Origin of the sequence: Klebsiella sp. MISC125, assembly GCF_051131775.1 — a bacterium.
In the GTDB taxonomy this organism is placed as follows: Bacteria; Pseudomonadota; Gammaproteobacteria; order Enterobacterales; family Enterobacteriaceae; genus Klebsiella.
In genome coordinates, this window is sequence record NZ_CP180448.1 from 1,263,106 (window position 1) to 1,284,976 (window position 21,871).

Here is a 21,871-nt window from a genome sequence, read left to right on the forward strand (position 1 = left end):
GGGCAAAGCCGCATTAACGTTTATACAGCGGGCCATAGTTCTGGCAGGCGCGGTAATCCTGGCCTTCTGTGTCCATGCCGTGCGCAGACCAGGTGGAAGGGCGATAAATTTTCGCCTCTTCGACGTTATGCATGCACACCGGAATACGCAGCATAGACGCCAGGGTGATAAAGTCGGCGCCAACGTGGCCGATGGTCAGCACGCCGTGGTTAGCGCCCCAGTTCGCCATCACTGAATAGACGTCGGAGAACGGGCCTTTACCGGTCAGGCGCGGTGCAAACCACGTGGTAGGCCAGGTGGAGTTGGTGCGGGCATCAAGCTGGTCGTGCATCTCTTTCGGCAGCTCAACGCTCCAGCCTTCGGCGATTTGCAGTACCGGACCAATGCCTTTGATGATATTCACGCGGGTCATAGTGAACGGCACGCCGCCTTCGGTCAGGAAGCGGGAAGAGAAGCCGCCGCCGCGGAAATATTCATGAATCGCCGGGCACCACTCGGTGGCTGCCAGGCAGGCATCGGCCTCCTGTTGGCTGATTTCCCAGTGTGGTTTCATGGTCGGTTTGCCGTTGTCATCTCGCTGTTTACAAGATCCATCCAGCGCCGCCGAGCCGGAGTTGATCAGGTGGATGATGCCGTGCTCAGCCAGCCCGGTCAGCGGTTTTCCGGTGACGCGTTCTACCGCTTCCGGCGACCAGTAGGTGCGGACGTCGGCAAACACTTGAGCGGTACCGGTTAGCTGATGTCCCATCAGCATCGCCACGCCGTTGAGGCTGTCATTCTCGGTGGCGACGACAAACGGCTCACGTACGCCGTTCCAGTCGAATGAACTATTGAGCAGCGCTTCGGCGGTATCGCCGTTGGGGTATTGATCGGTCCAGTGACGCTGGCCCTGGAAGCCGGCGGCGATGGCGTTATAGCCCAGCGACTCTTCCACCAGCCCTTTTTCCGCCAGCTTCTTGTTGCCCTGCATCATGTCGCGGATGCACATCGCCATCAGCAGGCTCTCTTTGAGCACCGCGCGGCTCTGCTCTTCATTACGCTTATACTGCTGCGCGTTCTGGTCTTCGCCATAGCGGAAGTTTTTATCCGCCCACGCCAGCGCCATTTCCAGCTCGGCTTCGTCATAGATTTTCTGATCGATACGGCGGCGCAGTTCGGTCATATCCACCGCTTGCACCTTCATGCCCAGCCAGGATTCGAAGAAGTTGTGATCGACAATGGAACCGGCGATCCCCATCGACACGCCGCCGACGGAAAGATAGCTTTTGCCTTTCATGCTGGCGACCGCTAAACCGGCGCGGGCAAAGCGCAGCAGTTTTTCTTCGACATCTGCCGGAATGGAGGTGTCATCGGCATCCTGCACGTCATGGCCGTAAATGGAGAATGCCGGAATGCCTTTCTGGCTGTGCGCCGCCAGCGCTGCCGCAAGATACACCGCGCCAGGGCGCTCGGTGCCGTTAAAGCCCCAGATGGCTTTCGGGCGCAGCGGGTCCATGTCGATCGTCTCGCTGCCGTAGCACCAGCATGGAGTGACGGTAATGGTGACGCCGACGTTTTGGCTGCTGAATTTCTCTTCACAGGCGGCGGATTCGGCCATTCCCGCGATACAGCTATCGGCGATCACGCATTCAATTTGTGCGCCGCAGGCGTGGCGGAGTTTCTCGGTGATAAGCGCGGCGGTGGCTTTCGCCATATTCATGGTTTGCTCTTCCAGCGACTCGCGCACTCCCATGCGACGTCCATCAATCACCGGGCGAATACCAATTTTCGGTAAGCTGATTTTTTTCATTACAGATTCCTCACGTTATTCGGATAAATGTTTAGTTAGCTGCCGTTTGTGAACGGAAACGGGCAAAGATGAAGATGATGGCAAAGCACAGCGCCGGGATGAGCTCTGCGGTCGTAATACTGCCAGCGGCGTCGCTGACAAAACCCATGACCGGGGTAACGATGCCGCCGCCAATGATGGTCATGACGATGAAAGAGGAGCCGTATTTGGTGTCCTGTCCCAGATTTTTGATACCCAGCGAGAAGATGGTCGGATACTGAATCGACATAAATGCGCTGCACAGCGTCAGGGCCAACAGGCCGATTTGGCCGCCCGTGAAGGCTGAAATCAGGCACAGGATCATGGCAAGCAGGGCGTAGGCTGCCAGGACTTTATGCGGCGCGAAGCGGCTGACAAGCCAGGTGCCGGTGAAGCGACCGATAAAGAAGCACACCATGGTGCCGGTCAGATAGTTGGCGGCAAAGCCTGGGGTCATACCGGGGATCTCTTCGATAGCGTAGCGAATCAGATAGCTCCAGCAGGCGGTTTGCGCGCCGACGTAGCAGAACTGCGCCAGTACCGCCCAGCGCCAGTGGCGAATGTGCACCAGGCGGGAAAACGATGCTGAAAATGAACTCTGTCCGACATCACTATGATCATCACTTTGCAGGGCTGGGAATTTGGTCAACATAATCAGCAGAGCGACCAGTAAGACGACCGCGACGATGATCATATAAGGGGTTTGTACCGATAACACCAGGCTGTGCTTATAGGCGCTGAGCTGTTCGGGCGCCATTTTATCGAGCACTTCCTGAGATTGATGCGGCACGTTAGACAAAATAAGACTTTGCCCAAAGACGACGGCAATAATGGCACCAAAAGAGTTAAAAGTTTGCGCCAGATTAAGTCGGAAGTGTCCACCACTTTCAGGCCCTAAAACGGTAACAAAAGGATTCGCCGCCGTTTCCAGACAACCTAAACCTGCAGCGATAATAAATAATCCAATCAGGAATAAGGTGTAGTTCATCACTTCGGCGGCTGGCCAGAATAATGCTGCGCCTAAAGCATATAAGAATAATCCGGTAATAATTCCTGCTTTGTAACTTAATTTTTTCATCAAAATCCCCGCAGGGATAGGAATGACGAAGTAGCCAAAATAAAAAGCGGATTGGATTAGTCCGGCCTGAAAATTAGTTAGCGTAAAAGCTTGTTGAAATTGGGGTAATAAGATGTCATTCAGGTTATTGGCGACCGCCCAAAGGAAAAATAGCGAGCACAGTAAGGCGAAGGGAATAATGTAGCGCTTGCTTTGCCCTGTATCTACCGCACGAAAACTCTGCGTTTGTATTGTTGTGTTTCCCATAGCATCCTCATTGGTTCAGAAGCGTGTTCAGCAGCATTAAAGTGTGGTTGGTTATACCCACCAGACCGCAAAAATCAGGGGAGTTCCGGTGACGGTGTAAACAGTGAAATAAACATCACGGAATGAACTCATGAATGCATTTTCAAATAAAAAACGTCTTTTAATATGATGGTGGTCACACTTAGCATCTATTGAGTGATTTTATGTGATTATCATCACTTTAATAATCAGGAAAACATGACCGTTTGAGAATGTTAATTCTAAAACCCACAAAGAGAATGACCGATTAAATTTATAATGTGGAAAACGGGCAGTTGTTACAATTATCGCTAAAATGCCCGTTTTTTAATGTATCAGTAATAACGGGCATTTTTGAGAAATTTAAAATGAGTTATCTGTTTTTTTTAGCTTTAAATAAGTGAGGGGTATCACAGAACGTGGTGATGTAAATTCCTTTCTCATTATTCAGGATGATGATGGTGAACAATTATTCGCATTATTCAACAGCGCCAGGGCGTCATGCCAGGTGAGTCGTCTGTTGTCGTATTGAGCATCATAAAGAGAGGTAAGAAATGGAACGAAATAGACTGGCCCGGCAGATTATTGATACCTGCCTGGAAATGACCCGCCTGGGATTAAACCAGGGAACCGCAGGTAATGTGAGCGTGCGTTATCAAGGGGGAATGCTCATAACGCCTACGGGCATCGCTTATGAAAAACTGACCGAAGCGCACATTGTTTATATTGATGCCGACGGTCAGCATGAACAGGGCAAACTGCCGTCCAGCGAGTGGCGTTTTCATATGGCGGCTTATCAGACGCGTTCTGACGCTAACGCGGTGGTGCATAACCATGCGGTTCACTGCACGGCGGTTTCGATCCTCAACCGTCCTATTCCGGCTATTCACTACATGATTGCGGCGGCGGGCGGTAATTCTATCCCCTGCGCGCCATACGCCACTTTTGGGACCCGCGAGCTGTCTGAATATGTGGCCGTAGCCCTTAAAAACCGTAAAGCGACGTTGTTGCAGCACCATGGCCTGATCGCCTGCGAAGCGAATCTGGAAAAAGCACTGTGGCTGGCGCATGAGGTGGAAGTGCTGGCGCAGCTCTACCTCAGCACGCTGGCTATTGTCGATCCGGTTCCGGTGCTTGATGACGAGGCGATCGCTATCGTGCTGGAAAAATTCAAAACCTACGGATTACGTATCGAAGAATAAAGCTGTAAGAGAACGTGTTCTCCCCGGGGGCGGCTGGCGGCGTATCGCCTTATCCAGCCTGTGTTTGATGCCGCTTTGTGGGCAGGATGCAACAGGTTTACCGCCGTCTGCGGGATGGTAGCCCGGACAGATGCGCAGCATCGCCTCCGGGAAATTCTGCCCCTCTGCACTCTGCTCCCGGGGGCGGCGCAAAGCGCCTGCCCGGGCTACGGGGTAGCCGCCGTCTGTGGGCAGGATGCGCCATCCGGGCAACGGGTTTACCATCGTCTGCGGGCCGGATAGCGCTACCGTGCCAGACGCAGCTGTTGCAGGTTGCCATCCAGCTGCAAATCGGTTTGCAGGCGTGCAATCTCACGGCAGGTAAACGCCATCTCTTTATGTTCTTCCAGCTTCTTACGCCACTTATCCGGCACTTCCGCCAGTCGCGCGTAGATCCCTTCAAGATCCTGAAAATCGGTTAACAGTTGGGCGGCGCTTTTCGGCCCAATCCCCGCCACGCCGGGAACCTTTGAGCTGCTGATGCCCGCCAGCCCCCAGTAATCAGGCAGTTGCTCGGGCGTGACGCCGAACTCTTTGGCGATAAACGGCGCATCCAGCCAGCGTTTCTGGAAATAATCGCGAATGCGGATAGTTGGCGACAGCAGCTGGCAGTAGCCTTTATCGGTGGAAACAATGGTGGCCTGATGCCCGGCCTGCGCCACTTTCACCGCCAGAGTGGCGGCAAGGTCGTCGGCCTCGCTGCCGGAGATCGCCCAGCAGCGGAACCCACGCTGCTCGAACGCCGCTCGCAGTGCTGGCATCTCCGCTTCGAGGGTTTCCGGCATCGGTGCGCGTCCGGCTTTATAGTCCGGCAGGCGCTGATGTCGCCAGCCGTGAGCGCGGTCTTCATCATCAAACACCGCCACGACGTGAGTCGGCTGGCTATGGACAACCAGTTGTTCAAGCGCGTGCAGGCAGGTATCGGCGCAGGGCGACCCCTGCACCGCGTGGATGCGGCGAATGAGATTAAGTGCGTCGACGATGAGTAGATGAACGGCCACGGATGTCCCCATAGATAGGCTCCTGTTCTTAATGCCTTTTAGGGTAACATCGCCGCGCGGGTGAGGCTATTGGCACCAGGAGAATCAGGAAGATGACTCGCAGTTTCGACCTAATCGACGTGCATCAGCAGGCTGGGTTCGCTATTAGTGGCGTCGACGTACCAGACCGCTTCGCGCACCGAAATCGGTTTGTTGATAAGCCCCAAGGCGTAAAAACGATCGGCGATACTTTGCTGGGCGCGAATCACGTTGAGTTCCATCGGGCGTGTACGATGGCTGCGGCGGCCTAATGCTCGGGTCAGCGAAGCGGCGTTAATCCCCAGCTCCGCAGAGAGCAGGTTTGCAGCTTCATCACGGTGCCGGTCGATAAACTGCCCGGTCTGCGTTAATTCGGCTACCAGGCGCTGCATAATATCGTTATTGCGGATGGCGTAGTCGCGGCGCGAGAGGTAGAAATGGTGGTTGTTGACGCGCCCCTCGCCGCTGGTGACGACCCGTAATTCACCGCTATATTCCGCATCGCTGAGTAGCGGATCCCACATCATCCACGCATCAACTGTTAGATAATCGCTGGCGGTTAGCGGGTATTTCGGTGGAATGTAGACCACTTTGACGTCATTCAACTCTAGCCCGGCCTCTTCCAGAATATGCAGCAGCAGCCAGTGAACGTTAGAGCCTTTATTCAGCGCGATGCGCTTGCCGCGCAGGTCGGCAATGGTGTGGATATCGCTGTGCTGCGGGACGACCATCGCCACGCTTTGCGGTGCGGGCGGCTCCCAGGCGACGTAGACCAGATCGCTGTTGTTGGCCTGAGCGAAGACCGGAGGCGCTTCGCCAGTGGTACCGAAATCTATCTCATCGCAGGCCAGCGCGTGCAGCAACTGTGGCCCGGCGGGGAACTCGCTCCACAGCACGCTGACGCCGTGGCTGGCAAAGGCTTTCTCCAGACTTTGCCGCGCTTTCAGGATACCGAGGTTGCCGAAACGCTGAAAACCGATGCGCAGTTCCCGGTCATGACTGTCACTATTTACCGCCGGACGATAAGTCGGCTCCAGCCTGCGGCGGCCTTTAATCATGCCAAAATTCGCCAGCTGCGTGCGCAGCGTGTGGCGACTAATGCCCAGCAACGCCGCGGCCTGGCTTTGGTTATCGTCGCAGTGGGCCATCGCGCCGCGAATCAACGCCCCGGTGACCCGCTCCCACAGCGGCTCGCCCGGGAGGGAGAGCTGGTGGTGAATAAAGTCGTCCAGTTCATTATCGCTGGCTGCCGGTAGCGCACTGCTTAGGGTCGTCAACCGTAGCTGGGCAGGGCTAATGACCTCTTCTTTACTGAGTAGCACCGCGTTATGCAGGGTGTTCTCCAGCTCGCGGATATTGCCCGGCCAGGGGTAATCCATCAGCCTTGCAAGGGTTTCCGGGGCCAGACGGCAAACCGGGCGACCCAGACGATGGGCGTAGAGCGAGAGGAAATGGTCCGCCAGCACGGGAATATCCTGACGGCGCTGGCGCAATGGTGGCAGCGGCACGATGGCGATATTCAACCGGTAGTAGAGGTCTTCGCGGAAACGACGTTCGCGGATGGCCTGCATCAGATCAACGTGGGTGGCGGCGATCACCCGCACATCGACCTTGATCGCTTTGCGTGAGCCGACGCGGGTGATTTCGCGCTCCTGCAGGACGCGCAGCAGCTTGACCTGTAGCGACAGGCTCAGCTCGCCGATTTCATCGAGCAGCAGCGTGCCGCCTTGCGCTGCCTCGAACCAGCCAGGATGGCTTTGTATCGCGCCGGTAAAGGCCCCTTTTTCATGACCAAACAGCTCCGCTTCCGCCAGGCTTTCGCTGAGCGCGCCGCAGTTGACCGCCAGAAACGGCCGGTGACGGCGCGGGCTGTGGTGATGCAGGTAGCGGGCGACAACCTCTTTACCGGTGCCGGTTTCGCCGATGATCAGCACCGTCGCTTCGGTGGGGGCCAGTTTATCCAGCAGACTCTGAAACGCTTTTGACGCCGGGTCGATTAGTACGGGCGTAGCGGATGGGAATTCAGGGTTCAGCATGGCGGATCTCCGGTAGTTGATGCCCTGAACTTATCCTGTGCCGACGGCGGAAACCAGAGGGTAAACTCGCCGGACTGTTGCAAAAGCGACAGTCTGGTCGCATTGGCTGGCGCATTTGCAACAGCAAGGTGAAATTTAATCTCTGCCAACACACTGAATTTGTTTGGTTAATTTTTTATTTACCATTGGCATGATTATCGCTAACACTCATATAACTAAATTAAAACAACACTTCGATAAATATCGAATATGGTTATATAGGAAAGAGATAATGACGCAAAAAGCCGACGAGAAAATCAATGTGTTCTGGTTCCTGCCTACCCACGGTGATGGCCGCTACCTGGGCACCGCAGAGGGGGGACGCCCGGTTGATTTGCCTTACCTGCAGCAGGTGGCGCTGGCGGCCGATAGCCTTGGCTACTACGGCGTGCTGATCCCCACCGGGAAAAGCTGTGAAGATTCCTGGCTGGTGGCCTCGGCGCTGGCGCCGCTGACCCGCCGTCTGCGCTACCTGGTCGCCGTCCGTCCAGGCCTGCAACCGCCGACGCTGGCGGCGAGAATGGCGGCGACGCTCGATCGCCTGTCTGGCGGTCGGCTGCTGATTAACGTCGTCACCGGCGGCGATCCGGTGGAGAACAAAGGCGACGGCATTTTCCTTAGCCACGGCGAACGCTATCAGGTGACCCGCGAATTTCTCGACGTTTACTCGCGCCTACTGAAAGGTGAAAAGGTGGACTATCACGGCGAGCATATCCATGTTGAGGGCGCGGAAGTACTGTTTCCCCCGGTGCAGGAAAATGGCCCGCCGCTCTATTTTGGCGGTTCTTCTGAAGATGCCATCGAAGTTGCCGCTGGCCAAATCGATACTTACCTGACCTGGGGTGAGCCGCCCGCGCTGGTGGCCGAAAAGCTGACCGTAGTGCGCGAGCGCGCAGCCGCCCGTGGACGCACGTTGCAATACGGTATTCGTCTGCACGTGATTGTTCGTGAAACCGAAGAGGAAGCGTGGGCAGCTGCCGATCGCCTGATTTCTCATCTTGATGACGAGACTATCGCCCAGGCGCAGAAAATTTTTGCCCGCATGGACTCCACCGGACAGTCGCGGATGAGCGCGCTGCACAAAGGTTCGCGCGACAATCTGCGCATTGCGCCAAACCTGTGGGCGGGCGTAGGGCTGGTACGAGGCGGGGCAGGGACGGCGCTGGTTGGCAACCCACAACAGGTGGCGGAACGCATTCGTGAATATCAGGCGCTCGGTATCACCAACTTTATCTTCTCCGGCTATCCGCATCTGGAAGAGGCGCATCGCTTCGCAGACCTGGTAATGCCGCTACTGCCGCTGGCTGGCCATGATCAGCCGAAAGCGCGTAGCGTGAATACCGGTCCGTTTGGCGAAACCATCGGCGGCGATAAGCGCCCGGTAAAACAGGTCAGCGCAAGCTGAGAGGAGGCCAAATGTTGAAGGCGCTGGACTATGCAAACTGAACCCCATGTGGTGATTGTCGGCGGCGGATTTAGCGGCGCGGCGGTGGCTATTCATCTACTGCGACTGGCCCCGGTTGGCGTGCGGGTGACGCTACTGGAACCGCGCGAGATCCCCGGCGCGGGCGTGGCCTATTCCACGACGGAGCCGAGCCATCGGATCAACGTTCCTGCCGCGCGGATGCAGCTTGAGGGTGAAGAGGAGGGCGCGTTCGATAGCTGGTACCGCCGCCAGCCAGCGTGTACTGACGACCCGCAGGCCCAGCTTGCGGACGGCACGGTTTATCCGCAGCGCGGGCAGTTTGGCCGTTACGTTGCTGAGCGTTTTGCCGGGGCGGCGCGTGCCAGCGAAGGACGGCTGGTACATCTGCGCGAACAGGCGCTGAGCTTTAATGATGGCGAGGTGGTCACCGACGGTGGTCGTCGGTTATCAGCCGATCTGCTGGTACTGGCGATAAGCCATCCGCCGCCTTCTTTACCGCTGCTGGCTAAACCGTTTGAGAAACATCCGGCGTTAATCGCTAACCCCTGGCGAGCGGGCGCTCTGGAAAATATCGCACCAGAGGCGAGCGTGGCGGTTATGGGGACTGGCCTGACGATGGCGGACACCGTTGCCACCCTAACGCGCCTGGGTCATCGGGGGCCGATTACCGCGTTTTCACGCCGTGGGCTGTTATCCCGCAGCAACCTGAGCGGCAACAGCGCGAGCTGGCCCGCTGAATACGGCGAGGGTTCGCTGCGCCAGCGGCTGCGGAAGATCCGCAAGGATATCGACTGCGCAGCGGAGCAGGGATTGGCCTGGCAGGTGGTACTGGACGCGGTGCGCAACCAGGGGCAACGCATTTGGCGGGGACTGACGGTTGCCGATCGTCAGCGCTTTCTGCGCCATTTGCGCAGCTACTGGGATGTTCACCGCTACCGTATCGCCCCGCAGGTGGCTGAGGTGCTTGAACAGCGCCAGCGTGATGGCAACCTGAGCGTACAGGCCGCGAGATTGACGGCGCTGGAAGCCGACGCGCAAAAGCTGACGCTAACCCTGTCGCCTCGGCGCGGTGAACCGCAACGAGTGAGCGTTGATCATTTCATTTTAACCACCGGCCCGGCGCACGGCGCGTTGACCGACAGCCAGCCGCTGCTGCGCCAACTGAGCCAGCGCGGGCTGATTTGTGCCGATGCCCTTGGGCTGGGGCTGGATGTTGATGAGCGCTCCCGCGCCGTTGATCGGGAGGGCCGTGCCGTGCCCAACTTGCTGATCTCCGGGCCTGCCGCACGGGGGTTCTTTGGTGAACTGATGGGACTGCCGCAGGTGGCTGACCATGCCGCCGACGTCGCCGCCGAAGCTCTGCTAATCCTGGGCATCAAACAAGCCACCCGATGTCCGGCGTTCTGAACGTCCTTTATCCCTGATTCCCTTAATGATTATGCGCGCGTCCCGCTGCCGGGGCGCGCCGTGGAGAAGTGCTATGTCATCACAACGTGAAATCCGCCTGAATGCTTTTGATATGAACTGCGTCGGCCACCAGTCGCCGGGGCTATGGGCCCATCCGCGCGACCGCTCCTGGCAGTATAAAGACCTTGAGTATTGGGTCGATCTGGCGCGACTGCTGGAGCGCGGTAAGTTTGATGGCCTGTTTATTGCCGATGTGCTCGGCGTTTACGATGTGCTGAACGGTAATAGCGATGCGGCGCTTCGCCAGGCGGCACAGGTGCCGGTTAACGATCCGCTGGCCCTGATTACGCCGATGGCGCTGGTGACGGAGCATCTGGGATTCGGCCTGACCGCTTCGCTCTCCTTTGAACATCCGTATCCGTTTGCCCGTCGTCTGTCGACTCTCGACCATCTGACCAAAGGGCGGGTCGGCTGGAATATTGTGACTTCATACCTTGAGAGCGGTGCGCGCAATATTGGCCAGAAAGCGCAGACCGATCACGACGCCCGCTACGACTATGCCGATGAGTATCTGGAGGTGGTCTATAAGCTGCTGGAGGGGAGCTGGGAAGATGGTGCGGTGCTGCGCGACAGGGAGCGTAAGATCTTCAGCGATCCGCGAAAAATTCACCCGATCAACCATCAGGGCAACTTTTTTTCGGTACCGGGGATCCATCTATGTGAACCGTCGCCGCAGCGCACGCCGGTGCTCTATCAGGCGGGTGCTTCCAGCCGCGGTAAGCAGTTTGCCGCCGGGCATGCGGAGTGCGTGTTCGTTGGCGCGCCGTCAAAAGTGTTGCTGAAAAAGACGGTGGCGGATATTCGCCGTCGTGCCGAAGAGGCCGGACGCGATCCGCGCAGCATCCTGATCTTCAATATGCAGACGGTCATCGTCGGTGAGACCGACAGCGAAGCGCAGGCGAAATGGCAGGAGTATAAACCGTACGTCAGCTACGAAGGGGCGCTGGCGCTGCTCTCGGGCTGGACCGGAATCGACCTCGGTCAGTATCAGCCAGATCAGGTTCTGGAGTATCTGCATACCAATGCGATTCAGTCAATGGTGGAGGCGTTTTCTACCGCTGACCCGAATAGCCAGTGGACGGTGCAGAAGTTGGCGGACTGGGCGGGGATCGGCGGCTTCGGCCCGCTGGTGGTCGGTAGCCCGCAGACGGTTGCCGATGAATTGCAGTCCTGGGTGGAGGAGACCGATGTCGATGGCTTCAACCTCGCCTATGCGGTGACGCACGAAACCTTCCGCGACGTGGTCGACCTGCTGATCCCTGAACTGCAAAAGCGCGGTGTGTTCAAGCAGGAGTATCGCGAAGGAACCCTGCGTGAAAAGCTGTTTGGCGCAGGTCCACGGCTGACAGCGCCGCATCCGGGGGCCAGCTATCGCCACGGCGCACCGGTCGCGGTCGGGAGCGAAGAGAAGGTGGGTTGAGTTTTACCAGGCCAGTACAGATGGTGCAGTTGGTTCCCCTCACCCTAACCCTCTCCCCAAAGGGGCGGGGGACTGGCTCGTGCGGTTTGTGGGGCCGGAGCGCTTTCCCGGAGGTGGCGCTTGACGCGCCTGTCCGGGCTACCGATCCGTGCAGTCTGCGGTTTCGTAGCCCGGGTAAGGCGCTTGCGCCGCCACCCGGGGATGGGAGGCTAAGTTACTGTTTATCCAGCGACCAGGTGGCGCTGCGAACATCGACTTTCACCGGCAGCAGGCCGATGCGGGTGAAGGTGTCCGCCAGCGCCTGCTGTTCGTTGTAGACCGCTGGCGTCATGCGCTCGGCACCGTAGGGCAGGCGGGCCAGCGTCTTCAGCCAGATGGCCTTATCCAGCCCGGTTGAGGTGGAAAGGATCCCGGCGGCATCATCCTGATGGCTATTGGCCCATTCGCTGAGTTTATCCAGTTCATCAACCACTTGCTTCGCAGTATCCGGATAAGTATCGGCAAATTTACGGCTTGCCAGATAGAAGGTGTAGTGCGGCACCAGCCCTTCGGCGTTGCGGATCTGTCGGGCTTTAGCATTGGTTTCCACTTCCGCCAGGAACGGATCCCAGATAACCCACGCGTCAATGGCACCACGCTGGAAGGCGGCGCGGGCGTCGGCAGGCGGTAGGTAGACCGGGGTGATATCTTTATAGCTCAGTCCGGCTTTTTCTAGTGCGGCCACCAGCAGGTAGTTCACGTCGGAGCCTTTGTTTAACCCCACGCGCTTGCCTTTAAGATCGGCGACAGTCTTAATCGCTGAGTTTTCCGCCACCACAATGGCTTCTGTTTTCGGGTTCGCCGGTGAATGGGCCAGATAGACCAGATCTGCCTGTGCGGCCTGGGCGAAGGCCGGTGGCGCATCACCGGTCGCGGCGAGGTCGATGCTGCCGACGTTCAGCCCTTCGAGCATTTGTGGCCCAGCCGGGAACTCTATCCAGCGCACGGCGATCCCCTGCTTTTTAAAGTTCTCATCAAGAGTGCCGCGGTATTTCAGCAGGGCGAAGATATTGGCTTTCTGGTAGCCGATATTGACGGTTTCCGGCGTTTTCGCCAGCGTGGAAGTGGATAAGCCAGCAAGCAGTAGCAGCAGGGCCGGGCGAGATAGTTTGAGCATGATTCGTTCTCCTTAAGCGGTTTTGCGTAAGGTAACAAATCGTCTTTATAACCAATAAATAACTAAATTTTCATTTATATAACGTAAATGAAGGAGAGAGGCCCGGTATGCTGCAGCATACCGGGCGTGAGCGTTAATCGCAGGCGACAATCTTCATCGCCAGGCCGCCGCGAGAGGTTTCGCGGTATTTGGCATTCATATCTTTGCCGGTTTCGTACATGGTTTCGATGACTTTATCGAGGCACACGCGCGGCTCGCTGGTGCGGCGCAGGGCCATACGCGCGGCGTTGACGGCTTTAACCGCAGCGATAGCGTTACGCTCGATGCACGGCACCTGCACCTGCCCGGCCACCGGGTCGCAGGTCAGGCCGAGGTTGTGTTCCATGCCGATTTCTGCGGCGATGCACACCTGACCGGGGCTGCCGCCCAGCAGTTCGGTCAGACCGGCCGCAGCCATTGAGCAGGCCACGCCGACTTCACCCTGGCAGCCTACTTCAGCGCCGGAGATCGATGCGTTCATTTTATACAGTGAGCCAATGGCGCTGGTAACCAGTAGATAGCGCGCCAGCGAGTTGGCATTCACTTTGCGGATAAACTTGTCGTAGTAGGCCAGCACCGCAGGCACGATGCCGCAGGCACCGTTGGTCGGCGCGGTCACCACGCGGCCACCGGCGGCGTTCTCTTCGTTGACCGCCAGGGCGAACATGTTGATCCAGTCCACCACCGCCATTGGGTCGCTATTGGTGTTGTCCTGACTTACCAGCATCCGGCGCAGCGCGGCGGCACGACGCGGTACGCGCAGCTTGCCCGGCAGGACGCCTTCGGTGGTGATTCCGCGTTCAATCCCGCCGCTCATCACTTCCCAGACCGCAGTGAAGTGCTGTTCCAGCTCTTCTTTACTGTGCAGCGCCAGCTCGTTTTGCATCATCAGTCCAGAAAGCGACAGCCCGCTTTCCTGGCAATGGCGCTGTAAATCGGCGGCGTTTTTGTAGGGATAAGGGACGGCGACCGACGCGTCGTTGGTCAGGCCGAAATGGTCTTCGTCGACGATAAAGCCGCCGCCGATAGAGTAGTAAGTCTGGCTGTAGAGAACCTGGTCGCCGCCCAGGGCGGTAATCCGCATGCCGTTCTCATGCAGCGACAGGTTGTCGGCATGGAAATTCATGCATTGATCGACCGGAAACGCGACTTCCTGCTGGCCGTTTGCCAGCATCAGACGGCCATGGGTGTTGACGTCCTGGATAAAGCCAGGGATAGCGTCGATGTCGACGGTATCCGGCAGGTTGCCCGCCAGGCCCATAATAATCGCGATGTCGGTGTGGTGGCCTTTACCGGTCAGGGAAAGGGAGCCGTAGACGTCGACGATGACTTTGGTTACCTCGGGAAGTAGCCCGCGCTCAATAAGATCGTCCGTGAATTGTTTGCCCGCTTTCATCGGTCCAACGGTGTGGGAGCTGGAAGGGCCAATGCCGATTTTAAAAATATCGAATACGCTGATCATGATGCATCCAGTGCTGTCTGCGCCGCCGTTAGGCGGCGCGAGGGGATATTAGCTAAACAGGGAGTAGAAAATCGCGGAGATAGCAATCAGGCCCATCAGCACTACGAAGACGTTACTGATGTGGCCGCTGTATTTGCGCATTGCCGGGACTTTCTGGATGGCGTACATCGGCATCAGGAACAGAATCATCGCAATAATCGGGCCGCCAAGGGTTTCGATCATCCCGAGGATGCTCGGGTTCAGGGTCGCCACAATCCAGGTGGTAACCAGCATGAACAGAGCAGTGATCTTGTTCAGTTTGGTGATTTCGATGGATTTTCCTTTACCGCGCAGGGATTTAATCACCATGCCGTTAAAGCCTTCACGAGCGCCCAGATAGTGGCCGAGGAAGGATTTGGTGATAGCAATCATCGCAATGATCGGGGCCATCCAGGCGATAACCGGCGCGTTAAAGTGGTTTGCCAGGTAAGAGAGGATGGAGATGTTCTGATCTTTCGCTGCCGCCAGGTCTGCCGGAGAGAGGCTCAGTACGCAGCTGAAGACGAAGAACATCACGGTCAGCACCATCATGATGTGCGCGCGCGCCAGAATGCTTGAACATTTTTTCTCTGCGCCCTGGCCGTACTCTTCGCGTTTTGCCACGGCGAAGGAGGAGATGATCGGCGAGTGGTTAAAGGAGAACACCATCACCGGAATCGCCAGCCACAAGGTCATCCACAGACCGTTGCCGGTAGAGGCTGCACTACTCAAGGACAAAGTTTCCAGCGCAGAGCCGTTCCACTGAGGGATCAGGTACAGAGCCAGAATCATCAGCGCCACCACGAACGGGAACACCAGCACGCTCATCGCTTTGACGATCATATGTTCGCCGAAGCGCACAATGGTCATCATGCCGACAATCAGAATCAGGGAAAGAATGGCGCGCGGCGGCGGCGTTATGTGCAGCTGGTGCAGCATAAAGCTCTCGACGGTATTGGTGATCGCCACGCTATACACCAGCAGAATCGGGTAGATAGCGAAGAAGTAGAGCAGGGTAATCAGCTTGCCTGCGCCGACGCCGAAGTGCTCTTCGACCACTTCGGTGATGTCTTCACCCGGATTTTTACCGGACAGCACAAAACGAGTCATACCGCGGTGGGCGAAGAAGGTCATCGGAAAGGCCAGAATCGCCATAATGATCAGCGGGATCAAACCGCCTACGCCCGCGTTGATCGGCAGGAAAAGTACGCCCGCGCCGATAGCCGTGCCGTACAGGCCCAGCATCCACATGGTGTCCGTTTTACGCCAACCGCTACGGGTAGCATCCGAAACGATGGTGCTGGTTTGAGTGGTTTCCATCTGTATCTCCTGGAGGAAGCAACAAAATCTAATGAAGAAAAACGACTGAATAATATGAAATTCGTTTGTTTACGGTTTTTTAGGCATTTTCTCCGTAACAATTGGTGCGGGAAGATACATTTATATGGTGAATTCATCAGTGATCGCGATCCCAAATGCAATAATCCACTTTTAATGTGCGTATTTTTAGTTCAACAGCCTGTTTGTGGTTGTCAGCTAGTTATTTGTGGCGCGGAGGCTATCATTTTCAGCATATGAGATAATAGTAGGCTTGCGTAATAACGAGGTTTTTACTGTGGAAACACGATGTTCTCGACGTTTTTGCGTTAAAAAGTATTTTTTATAGTGATATTTATTGCTTTTTTTGGAAACGCAAACGATTGGCTATGCAAAAATGTTTTAAAAGATTCATAAAGAAATAGAATTTATTGGAAAGCATGCGGACTGATTAATGGACGAGAGAACAGGGCTTTTGTGCAGAGTGAGGCTTTACCGGTTTGTGAGGAAGGGTAGCCCGGATACCTTCGGGAAACTCAGCCCCTCTGCGCTCTGCTCCCGGGGGCGGCGCGATGCGCCTGCCCAGGCTACAGGTGCTACGGGTCTACCGGCGTCTGCGGACTGGTAGCCCGGACAGATGCGCAGCATCGCCTCCGGGAAATGTGCCGGACCTGAGACATCACCGCGGCTTCTTCCCGGCTCGCGCTGCGCTTAGCCGGACTACAGGTTTACAGCCATCTACTGGAAGCTAGCCCGGACAAGGCGTTAGCCGCTGTCCGGGATAAAAGAACTCAGGAGCAGATTTCGTAGCAGGGGATGTAGGCGGTACCGCCAGGCAGTTTCATACGATGCTGAGCAACAAAGCCCTGCAGCAGGTCATCCATGCGGCGCATCATCGCCTGATCGCCATGAATTTTATACGGACCGAACTTCTCGATAGCCTGAATGCCCACTTCTTTTACGTTACCGGCGACGATACCGGAGAAGGCACGACGGAGATCGGCGGCCAGCACTTCCACCGGCTGATCCGGGTAGAGCTTGAGATTGGCCATGTTTTCATGCGTCGGTTCGAACGGCATTTGCAGATCCGGGGCGATGCGGATAGACCAGTTGAAGCTGTAGGCATCGCCGGTTTCGCGGCGATTCTCTTTCACCATTGGCATCGCTTTTTTCATCTGCCGCGCCACTTCTGCGGCGTCGTCAATGATAATGCGATAGTGACGGCGCGCGGATTCGCCCAGCGTATGCACGATAAACTCATCCAGCACGCGGAAATAATCGGCGCTCTCTTTTGGTCCAGTAAGGATCAACGGTAGCACCTGCGACTTGTTCGACGGATGCATCAAAATGCCGAGTAGATAGAGCAGCTCTTCCGCCGTCCCCACACCGCCCGGGAAGATGATGATGCCGTGGGCGATACGCACGAACGCCTCAAGGCGTTTTTCGATATCCGGCATGATGATCAGCTCGTTGACCAGCGGGTTCGGCGGCTCGGCGGCGATAATAGACGGCTCGGTCATGCCGATAAAGCGGCTGTCTCTGTAACGTTGCTGTGCGTGGCCGACGGCGGCGCCTTTCATTGGCGCTTCCATCGCGCCCGGCCCGCAGCCGGTGCAGATGTTCAGCTCGCGCAGACCCAGCTGTGTGCCGACGCGGCGGGCGTACAGATACTCATTTTCGTTAATCGAGTGGCCGCCCCAGCAGACAATCATATTTGGCGCTTCGCCGACGTGCAGGGCACGGGCGTTACGCAGAATAGAAAAGACCAGGTTGGTGATATGCACCGAGCTTTCCAGATCAAGATTTGGGAAGCGCACGGTGTTGTGGATTTGGCCGTAGACGAACAGGATATCGCGCAGTACGGCAAACAGGTTGGCCTGCAGGGAACGAATAATACGTCCGTCAACGAAAGCGTCTTCCGGCGGGTTGATCAGTTCCAGCTTCACGCCGCGTTCGCGACGCAGCACGTTAATATCGAAGTTTTCAAAACGAGACAGGAGCTCTTTGCTGTTATCGGTCAGGCTCCCCGAGTTGAGCACAGCAAGCGAGCAGTTGCGAAAGAGTTGATACAGGTCACTGCTGGCGGTGCGTTTAAGCATATCCACTTCCAGCTGCGACAGCATATCCATTGAACCAAGCGGGCTAACATGTGTAATCAAGTGAACTCCTTACAGGACGATTATCGTCTTCCTGTGATTACAATAGCCCTGCTGACGGCGTTTTCACAACCTTGCGCGCGCGTTAACGCACGCAAATTGTGAAAATGTTTACTATTGACGGGCGAGGCGAGCGATGGCCGGGACAAATTCGCTATTGCTGCGCCACGGGTTGATATCCAGACCACCACGTCGCGTGTAGCGAGCATAAACGGAAAGGGATTCCGGCTGGCAGAAACGCTGAATATCGTTGAAAATGCGCTCAACGCACTGCTCGTGGAACTCGTTGTGGTGGCGGAATGACACCAGGTAGCGCAGCAGCTTTTCGCGATCGATTTTCGCCCCACGATACTGAATCTGCACCGAGCCCCAATCCGGCTGGTGAGTAATCAGGCAGTTGGACTTCAGCAGATGGCTAACCAGCGTCTCTTCGACCACTTTTCCGGAAGCCGCGCCCTGTAGATAGTCGGCGTTAAACTGGTAGTTGTCGATTTCAATATCCTGACTGTCGATGCAGGTGCCGTGCAGATGCGCCACCGGCTGGCCTTCGAGTTCATCAAGGCGATACAGCGACACCTTTACTTCGCCCTGTGCGCAGGCACTAAGATCGCGCGCCAGCGTCGCCTGTACTTCCTGCCAGTCGGCGAAGCGGGTCTGGTTAAAGCTGTTGAGATAAAGCTTAAAACTCTTTGATTCCACCAGATTCACGGTGGTGTCGTTCAGCTCAACGTGGCCCACGGCGACCTGCGGCAGACCTTTGGCGTTCAGCCAGGAGAGTTCATACAGCGTCCAGATATCGGCACCGTGAAACGGCAGGTTATCGGCGTGCAGATCCAGTGGATCGCGGTTCAGGCTGCGCGGGACGCCCTGAAGCAGGCTGGCGTCGTAGGTATCGCGGTAATCAGTTGATTTACCGAGCGTCAGGCCAGCCAGCGCCTGATGATTATCGTAAGAAGACATGTTTCACCATAGTTAAAGCGGTTACACTATATGCCAAGTGTATCCTGTCTAACGTGAAGAGAGAAACCGGTGGACTATCAAACCGCAGAAGCGCTGCAAGCATTTACTCAACGTTATTGCGATGCGTGGCAGCAGCAATATTCCAGCCTGCCGCGTAGCGAGGAGCTTTACGGCATCCCGTCGCCGTGCATTAGCGCGACGGATGATGACGGCGTTTTCTGGCAGCCGCAGCCGTTTTCTTTAGAGCCTAACATTAGCGCAGTTGAACGGGCGCTGGATATTATGGTACAACAGCCGCTTCATGCTTATTATACCACTCAGTTTGCGGGTGATATGACGGCGCGCTTTGCCGATGAGGCCATGACGCTGCTGCAAACCTGGAGCCCGGATGACTTCCAGCGGGTGCAGGAGAATTTAATTGGTCATCTGCTGGTGCAAAAGCGTTTGAAGCTGTCGCCCACATTGTTTATCGCCACGCTGGACAGCGAACTGGATGTGATTTCGGTTTGTAATATGAGCGGTGAAGTGATCAAAGAAACGCTCGGAACCCGTAAACGGACCACCCTTTCTCCCTCGCTTGCGAGTTTCCTTAATTCCCTTAAGCCTGGTCTGTAATCCAAACTACCCAAAACTTTGTGAGAGATCTCTTACAAGACCTGTAAGAGATCGTCATCATTTAAGCCGATCCGTTACCACCCTTGTTTTGATAAAAGCAATATTATTCAAGTGATTATAGATTTTTTGATTCTTGCTAATAGCGATAAATCTTAAGATATTGTCTCAAGAAGGGTTGTAAGACGAGGCGGAATCAGGGATTCTATACACATCGACAGGGAGTCGAGAGATGAAGTGAACATCAGGATGATGACACTTCTACAGGACCCGCCGGGATGGCGTAGCAAGGACAGGCTTCAGGATGAAGCACAGGATAACGCAGGATAGCGTAAAGGGACACCTCCAGGATGGAGAACGAGAGCCGGTCGGGATGTTCGGTGGATCAGGAAGATCAGGATAGACTTACGGATGAGTTATTTCACATCGGGGTGGTGTGAAAGCAGGATGCAACAGTTTACGGATGAACATGGTCAGGAGACCTCAGGAAAAGTTTTCAAGGACGAGCAGGGAGCACCAATGTAGCTGGATTGCTGCAAAACGAACCGGGAGCACTGTTTATACAGTGCTCCCTTTTTTTATTTCTCTTCTGAATTTGCTATTCTGCGCCGGTTTACAACTCACTGAGGTTCCCCATGACTCTTCACCATCGCGTGCGTGAGCGCCTGCTCGCCATTGAAGCGCTGCTGCGCGAAACGGAACACTGGCAGGAAAATGCGCCAGAGAGCCGTGCGTTCGCCAGCGATCAACCATTCTGCCTTGATACCATGGAACCGCTGGAGTGGTTGCAGTGGGTATTAATCCCGCGTATGCATCAGCTTCTGGAAAGCGAGATGCCGCTACCGCAGAATTTCGCCGTCGCCCCCTATTATGAGATGGCTCTGGATAATGCCCATCCGGTACGTGAGCAGGTACTGGCGGAACTGGTCCAGCTGGATATGCTGTTTGCGGGCGGTGAGGCCTGATGCTGGAGATCGTCTATCAGGACCAGTGGCTGGTGGCTGTGAACAAACCTTCAGGCTGGCTGGTGCATCGTAGCTGGCTGGATCGCGATGAAAAAGTGGTGGTGATGCAAACCGTGCGCGATCAGATAGGCCAGCACGTGTTTACCGCACACCGCCTCGACCGACCCACCTCCGGCGTGCTGCTGATGGGGCTATCGAGCGAAGCGGGAAGATTGTTGTCGCAGCAATTCGAGCAGCATCAAATGCAGAAACGCTATCATGCGATAGTTCGCGGCTGGCTGAGTGAAGAAGCGGTGCTTGATTACCCGCTGGTCGAGGAACTGGATAAAATTGCCGACAAATTCGCCCGCGAAAATAAAGACCCGCAGCCAGCGGTGACACATTATCGTGGCCTGGCGACGGTAGAAATGCCGGTGGCAACCGGGCGCTATCCCACGACTCGCTATAGTCTGGTAGAGCTTGAACCGAAAACCGGGCGTAAACACCAGTTACGCCGCCACCTCTCCCATCTTCGCCATCCGATTATCGGCGATAGTAAACATGGCGATCTGCGGCAAAATCGCAGCGCGGCGGAGCATTTTGGCTGCGAACGGCTGATGCTGCACGCCAGCCAGCTATCGTTAACGCATCCCTTTACCGGCGAGCCGCTGGTGATTCGCGCTGGTCTGGACGACGTCTGGATGCGCGCGCTGTCGCAGTTTGGCTGGCGCGGCCTTCTCCCGCTAAATGAAAGGGTTGAGTTTGCCGACGACAGCGGTCAGGATGAGAGTGTTGAGGATAATCCAGGGAGATAGTCATGGCGGAAGTCGGAATTTTTGTCGGCACGATGTATGGAAATTCACTCCTGGTCGCTGAAGAGGCGCAGGCCATTCTGAGCGGACTGGGGCATCAAGCAAAAGTGTTTGAAGATCCAGAGGTCAAAGACTGGGAATCATATACCGGGAAATACGCGCTGGTTGTGACATCGACCACTGGGCAGGGTGATTTACCGGATAATATTGTGCAATTGTACGAAGGCATCAAAGACATGTATCAGCCGCATTTGCGCTATGGAATTATCGCGTTGGGCGATAGCACCTACGCCAACTTTTGCGGCGGCGGTATGAAGTTTGATGCGTTATTACAGGAGCAGGGCGGTAAGCGAATTGGCGAGATGCTAATGATTGATGCCAGTGAAGATCCTGAGCCCGAAAGCGTCTCTAACCCTTGGGTAGAGCAGTGGGCGACGCTGCTGGATTGAAAAGTTTCGCCCTCTCCCTACGCAGAGGGCGTCCCTTTTTACTTATTTTCAATGCCAGTGCCGGATTAACGGCCAAAAAGATCGTAACAATTCTCTGCCGTTCCGGCTTCGGGCATTTGCCTTAAAACCTCTACCATACCAGGGTCTTT

Annotated in this window: 17 protein-coding genes; 8 read left to right on the plus strand and 9 right to left on the minus strand. The window is 56.1% G+C overall.

Annotated elements, in window-relative coordinates; all coding sequences use genetic code 11:
* Window positions 1–13: 13 nt before the first annotated feature.
* Window positions 14–1,789 carry an L-fucose isomerase gene (gene fucI, locus ACMYSL_RS06045; RefSeq protein ID WP_434661739.1) on the minus strand — a complete coding sequence of 592 codons (1,776 nt, stop codon included), beginning with the start codon at window positions 1,787–1,789 and terminating at the stop codon, window positions 14–16.
* A 31-nt stretch (window positions 1,790–1,820) separates the two neighbouring features.
* A complete protein-coding gene (fucP, locus tag ACMYSL_RS06050) occupies window positions 1,821–3,131 on the minus strand; it encodes an L-fucose:H+ symporter permease (RefSeq protein WP_434661741.1) in 1,311 nt (436 codons plus the stop codon).
* Window positions 3,132–3,703: 572 nt separating this feature from the next.
* Between fucP and fucA the strand changes: the two genes are divergently transcribed.
* Window positions 3,704–4,351 carry an L-fuculose-phosphate aldolase gene (gene fucA / locus ACMYSL_RS06055; RefSeq protein ID WP_304253292.1) on the plus strand — a complete coding sequence of 216 codons (648 nt, stop codon included), beginning with the start codon at window positions 3,704–3,706 and terminating at the stop codon, window positions 4,349–4,351.
* Between the two features lie 284 nt (window positions 4,352–4,635).
* Here the strand turns inward: fucA and xni are convergent, their stop codons facing one another.
* Both xni and ACMYSL_RS06065 read right to left on the minus strand, forming a co-directional pair.
* On the minus strand, window positions 4,636–5,391 hold the full coding sequence (gene xni / locus ACMYSL_RS06060) for a flap endonuclease Xni (protein WP_434663964.1): 756 nt from the start codon (window positions 5,389–5,391) through the stop codon (window positions 4,636–4,638).
* A gap of 110 nt (window positions 5,392–5,501) precedes the next feature.
* The gene (locus ACMYSL_RS06065; protein WP_434661743.1) at window positions 5,502–7,445 is read right to left on the minus strand and encodes an aliphatic sulfonate ABC transporter substrate-binding protein; all 1,944 of its coding nucleotides are present in this window, start codon (window positions 7,443–7,445) and stop codon (window positions 5,502–5,504) included.
* A gap of 271 nt (window positions 7,446–7,716) precedes the next feature.
* On the opposite strand from ACMYSL_RS06065, the gene ssuD reads away from it, so the two are divergent.
* From ssuD to ACMYSL_RS06080, 3 genes are all read left to right on the plus strand, one after another.
* Window positions 7,717–8,889: an FMNH2-dependent alkanesulfonate monooxygenase gene (gene ssuD, locus ACMYSL_RS06070; RefSeq protein ID WP_434661745.1), complete on the plus strand. Its 1,173-nt coding sequence runs from the start codon at window positions 7,717–7,719 to the stop codon at window positions 8,887–8,889.
* Window positions 8,890–8,919: 30 nt separating this feature from the next.
* On the plus strand, window positions 8,920–10,317 hold the full coding sequence (locus ACMYSL_RS06075) for an FAD/NAD(P)-binding protein (RefSeq protein ID WP_434661747.1): 1,398 nt from the start codon (window positions 8,920–8,922) through the stop codon (window positions 10,315–10,317).
* A gap of 73 nt (window positions 10,318–10,390) precedes the next feature.
* Window positions 10,391–11,797: an LLM class flavin-dependent oxidoreductase gene (locus ACMYSL_RS06080; protein ID WP_434661749.1), complete on the plus strand. Its 1,407-nt coding sequence runs from the start codon at window positions 10,391–10,393 to the stop codon at window positions 11,795–11,797.
* Window positions 11,798–12,011: 214 nt separating this feature from the next.
* Here ACMYSL_RS06080 and ACMYSL_RS06085 read toward each other — a convergent pair whose 3' ends face one another.
* From ACMYSL_RS06085 to queF, 5 genes are all read right to left on the minus strand, one after another.
* Window positions 12,012–12,953 carry an aliphatic sulfonate ABC transporter substrate-binding protein gene (locus ACMYSL_RS06085; RefSeq protein WP_434661751.1) on the minus strand — a complete coding sequence of 314 codons (942 nt, stop codon included), beginning with the start codon at window positions 12,951–12,953 and terminating at the stop codon, window positions 12,012–12,014.
* A 133-nt stretch (window positions 12,954–13,086) separates the two neighbouring features.
* Window positions 13,087–14,454 (minus strand): L-serine ammonia-lyase, encoded by a 1,368-nt coding sequence (locus ACMYSL_RS06090; protein ID WP_434661753.1) that lies wholly within the window; start codon window positions 14,452–14,454, stop codon window positions 13,087–13,089.
* Between the two features lie 48 nt (window positions 14,455–14,502).
* Entirely contained in the window at window positions 14,503–15,792 is a 1,290-nt protein-coding gene (locus tag ACMYSL_RS06095; protein ID WP_304253279.1) for an HAAAP family serine/threonine permease, read from the minus strand.
* A gap of 788 nt (window positions 15,793–16,580) precedes the next feature.
* Window positions 16,581–17,948, minus strand: coding sequence for a nucleotide 5'-monophosphate nucleosidase PpnN (gene ppnN / locus ACMYSL_RS06100; protein ID WP_110275885.1), 1,368 nt, complete (start codon window positions 17,946–17,948; stop codon window positions 16,581–16,583).
* Between the two features lie 111 nt (window positions 17,949–18,059).
* The gene (gene queF, locus ACMYSL_RS06105) at window positions 18,060–18,905 is read right to left on the minus strand and encodes an NADPH-dependent 7-cyano-7-deazaguanine reductase QueF (protein WP_112213893.1); all 846 of its coding nucleotides are present in this window, start codon (window positions 18,903–18,905) and stop codon (window positions 18,060–18,062) included.
* A 69-nt stretch (window positions 18,906–18,974) separates the two neighbouring features.
* Here queF and syd point away from each other — a divergent pair, with 69 nt between their 5' ends.
* The 4 genes from syd (at window position 18,975) to ACMYSL_RS06125 (ending at window position 21,722) form a co-directional block, all read left to right on the plus strand.
* Window positions 18,975–19,520, plus strand: coding sequence for a SecY-interacting protein (gene syd / locus ACMYSL_RS06110; RefSeq protein ID WP_434661756.1), 546 nt, complete (start codon window positions 18,975–18,977; stop codon window positions 19,518–19,520).
* Between the two features lie 632 nt (window positions 19,521–20,152).
* Window positions 20,153–20,482 (plus strand): YqcC family protein, encoded by a 330-nt coding sequence (locus tag ACMYSL_RS06115; RefSeq protein WP_434661758.1) that lies wholly within the window; start codon window positions 20,153–20,155, stop codon window positions 20,480–20,482.
* A complete protein-coding gene (gene truC, locus ACMYSL_RS06120) occupies window positions 20,482–21,276 on the plus strand; it encodes a tRNA pseudouridine(65) synthase TruC (RefSeq protein ID WP_182234570.1) in 795 nt (264 codons plus the stop codon). The genes ACMYSL_RS06115 and truC overlap by 1 nt, the downstream gene beginning before the upstream one ends.
* Window positions 21,277–21,278: 2 nt before the next feature.
* Window positions 21,279–21,722: a flavodoxin gene (locus tag ACMYSL_RS06125; RefSeq protein ID WP_181485085.1), complete on the plus strand. Its 444-nt coding sequence runs from the start codon at window positions 21,279–21,281 to the stop codon at window positions 21,720–21,722.
* The last annotated feature ends 149 nt before the right edge of the window (window positions 21,723–21,871 follow it).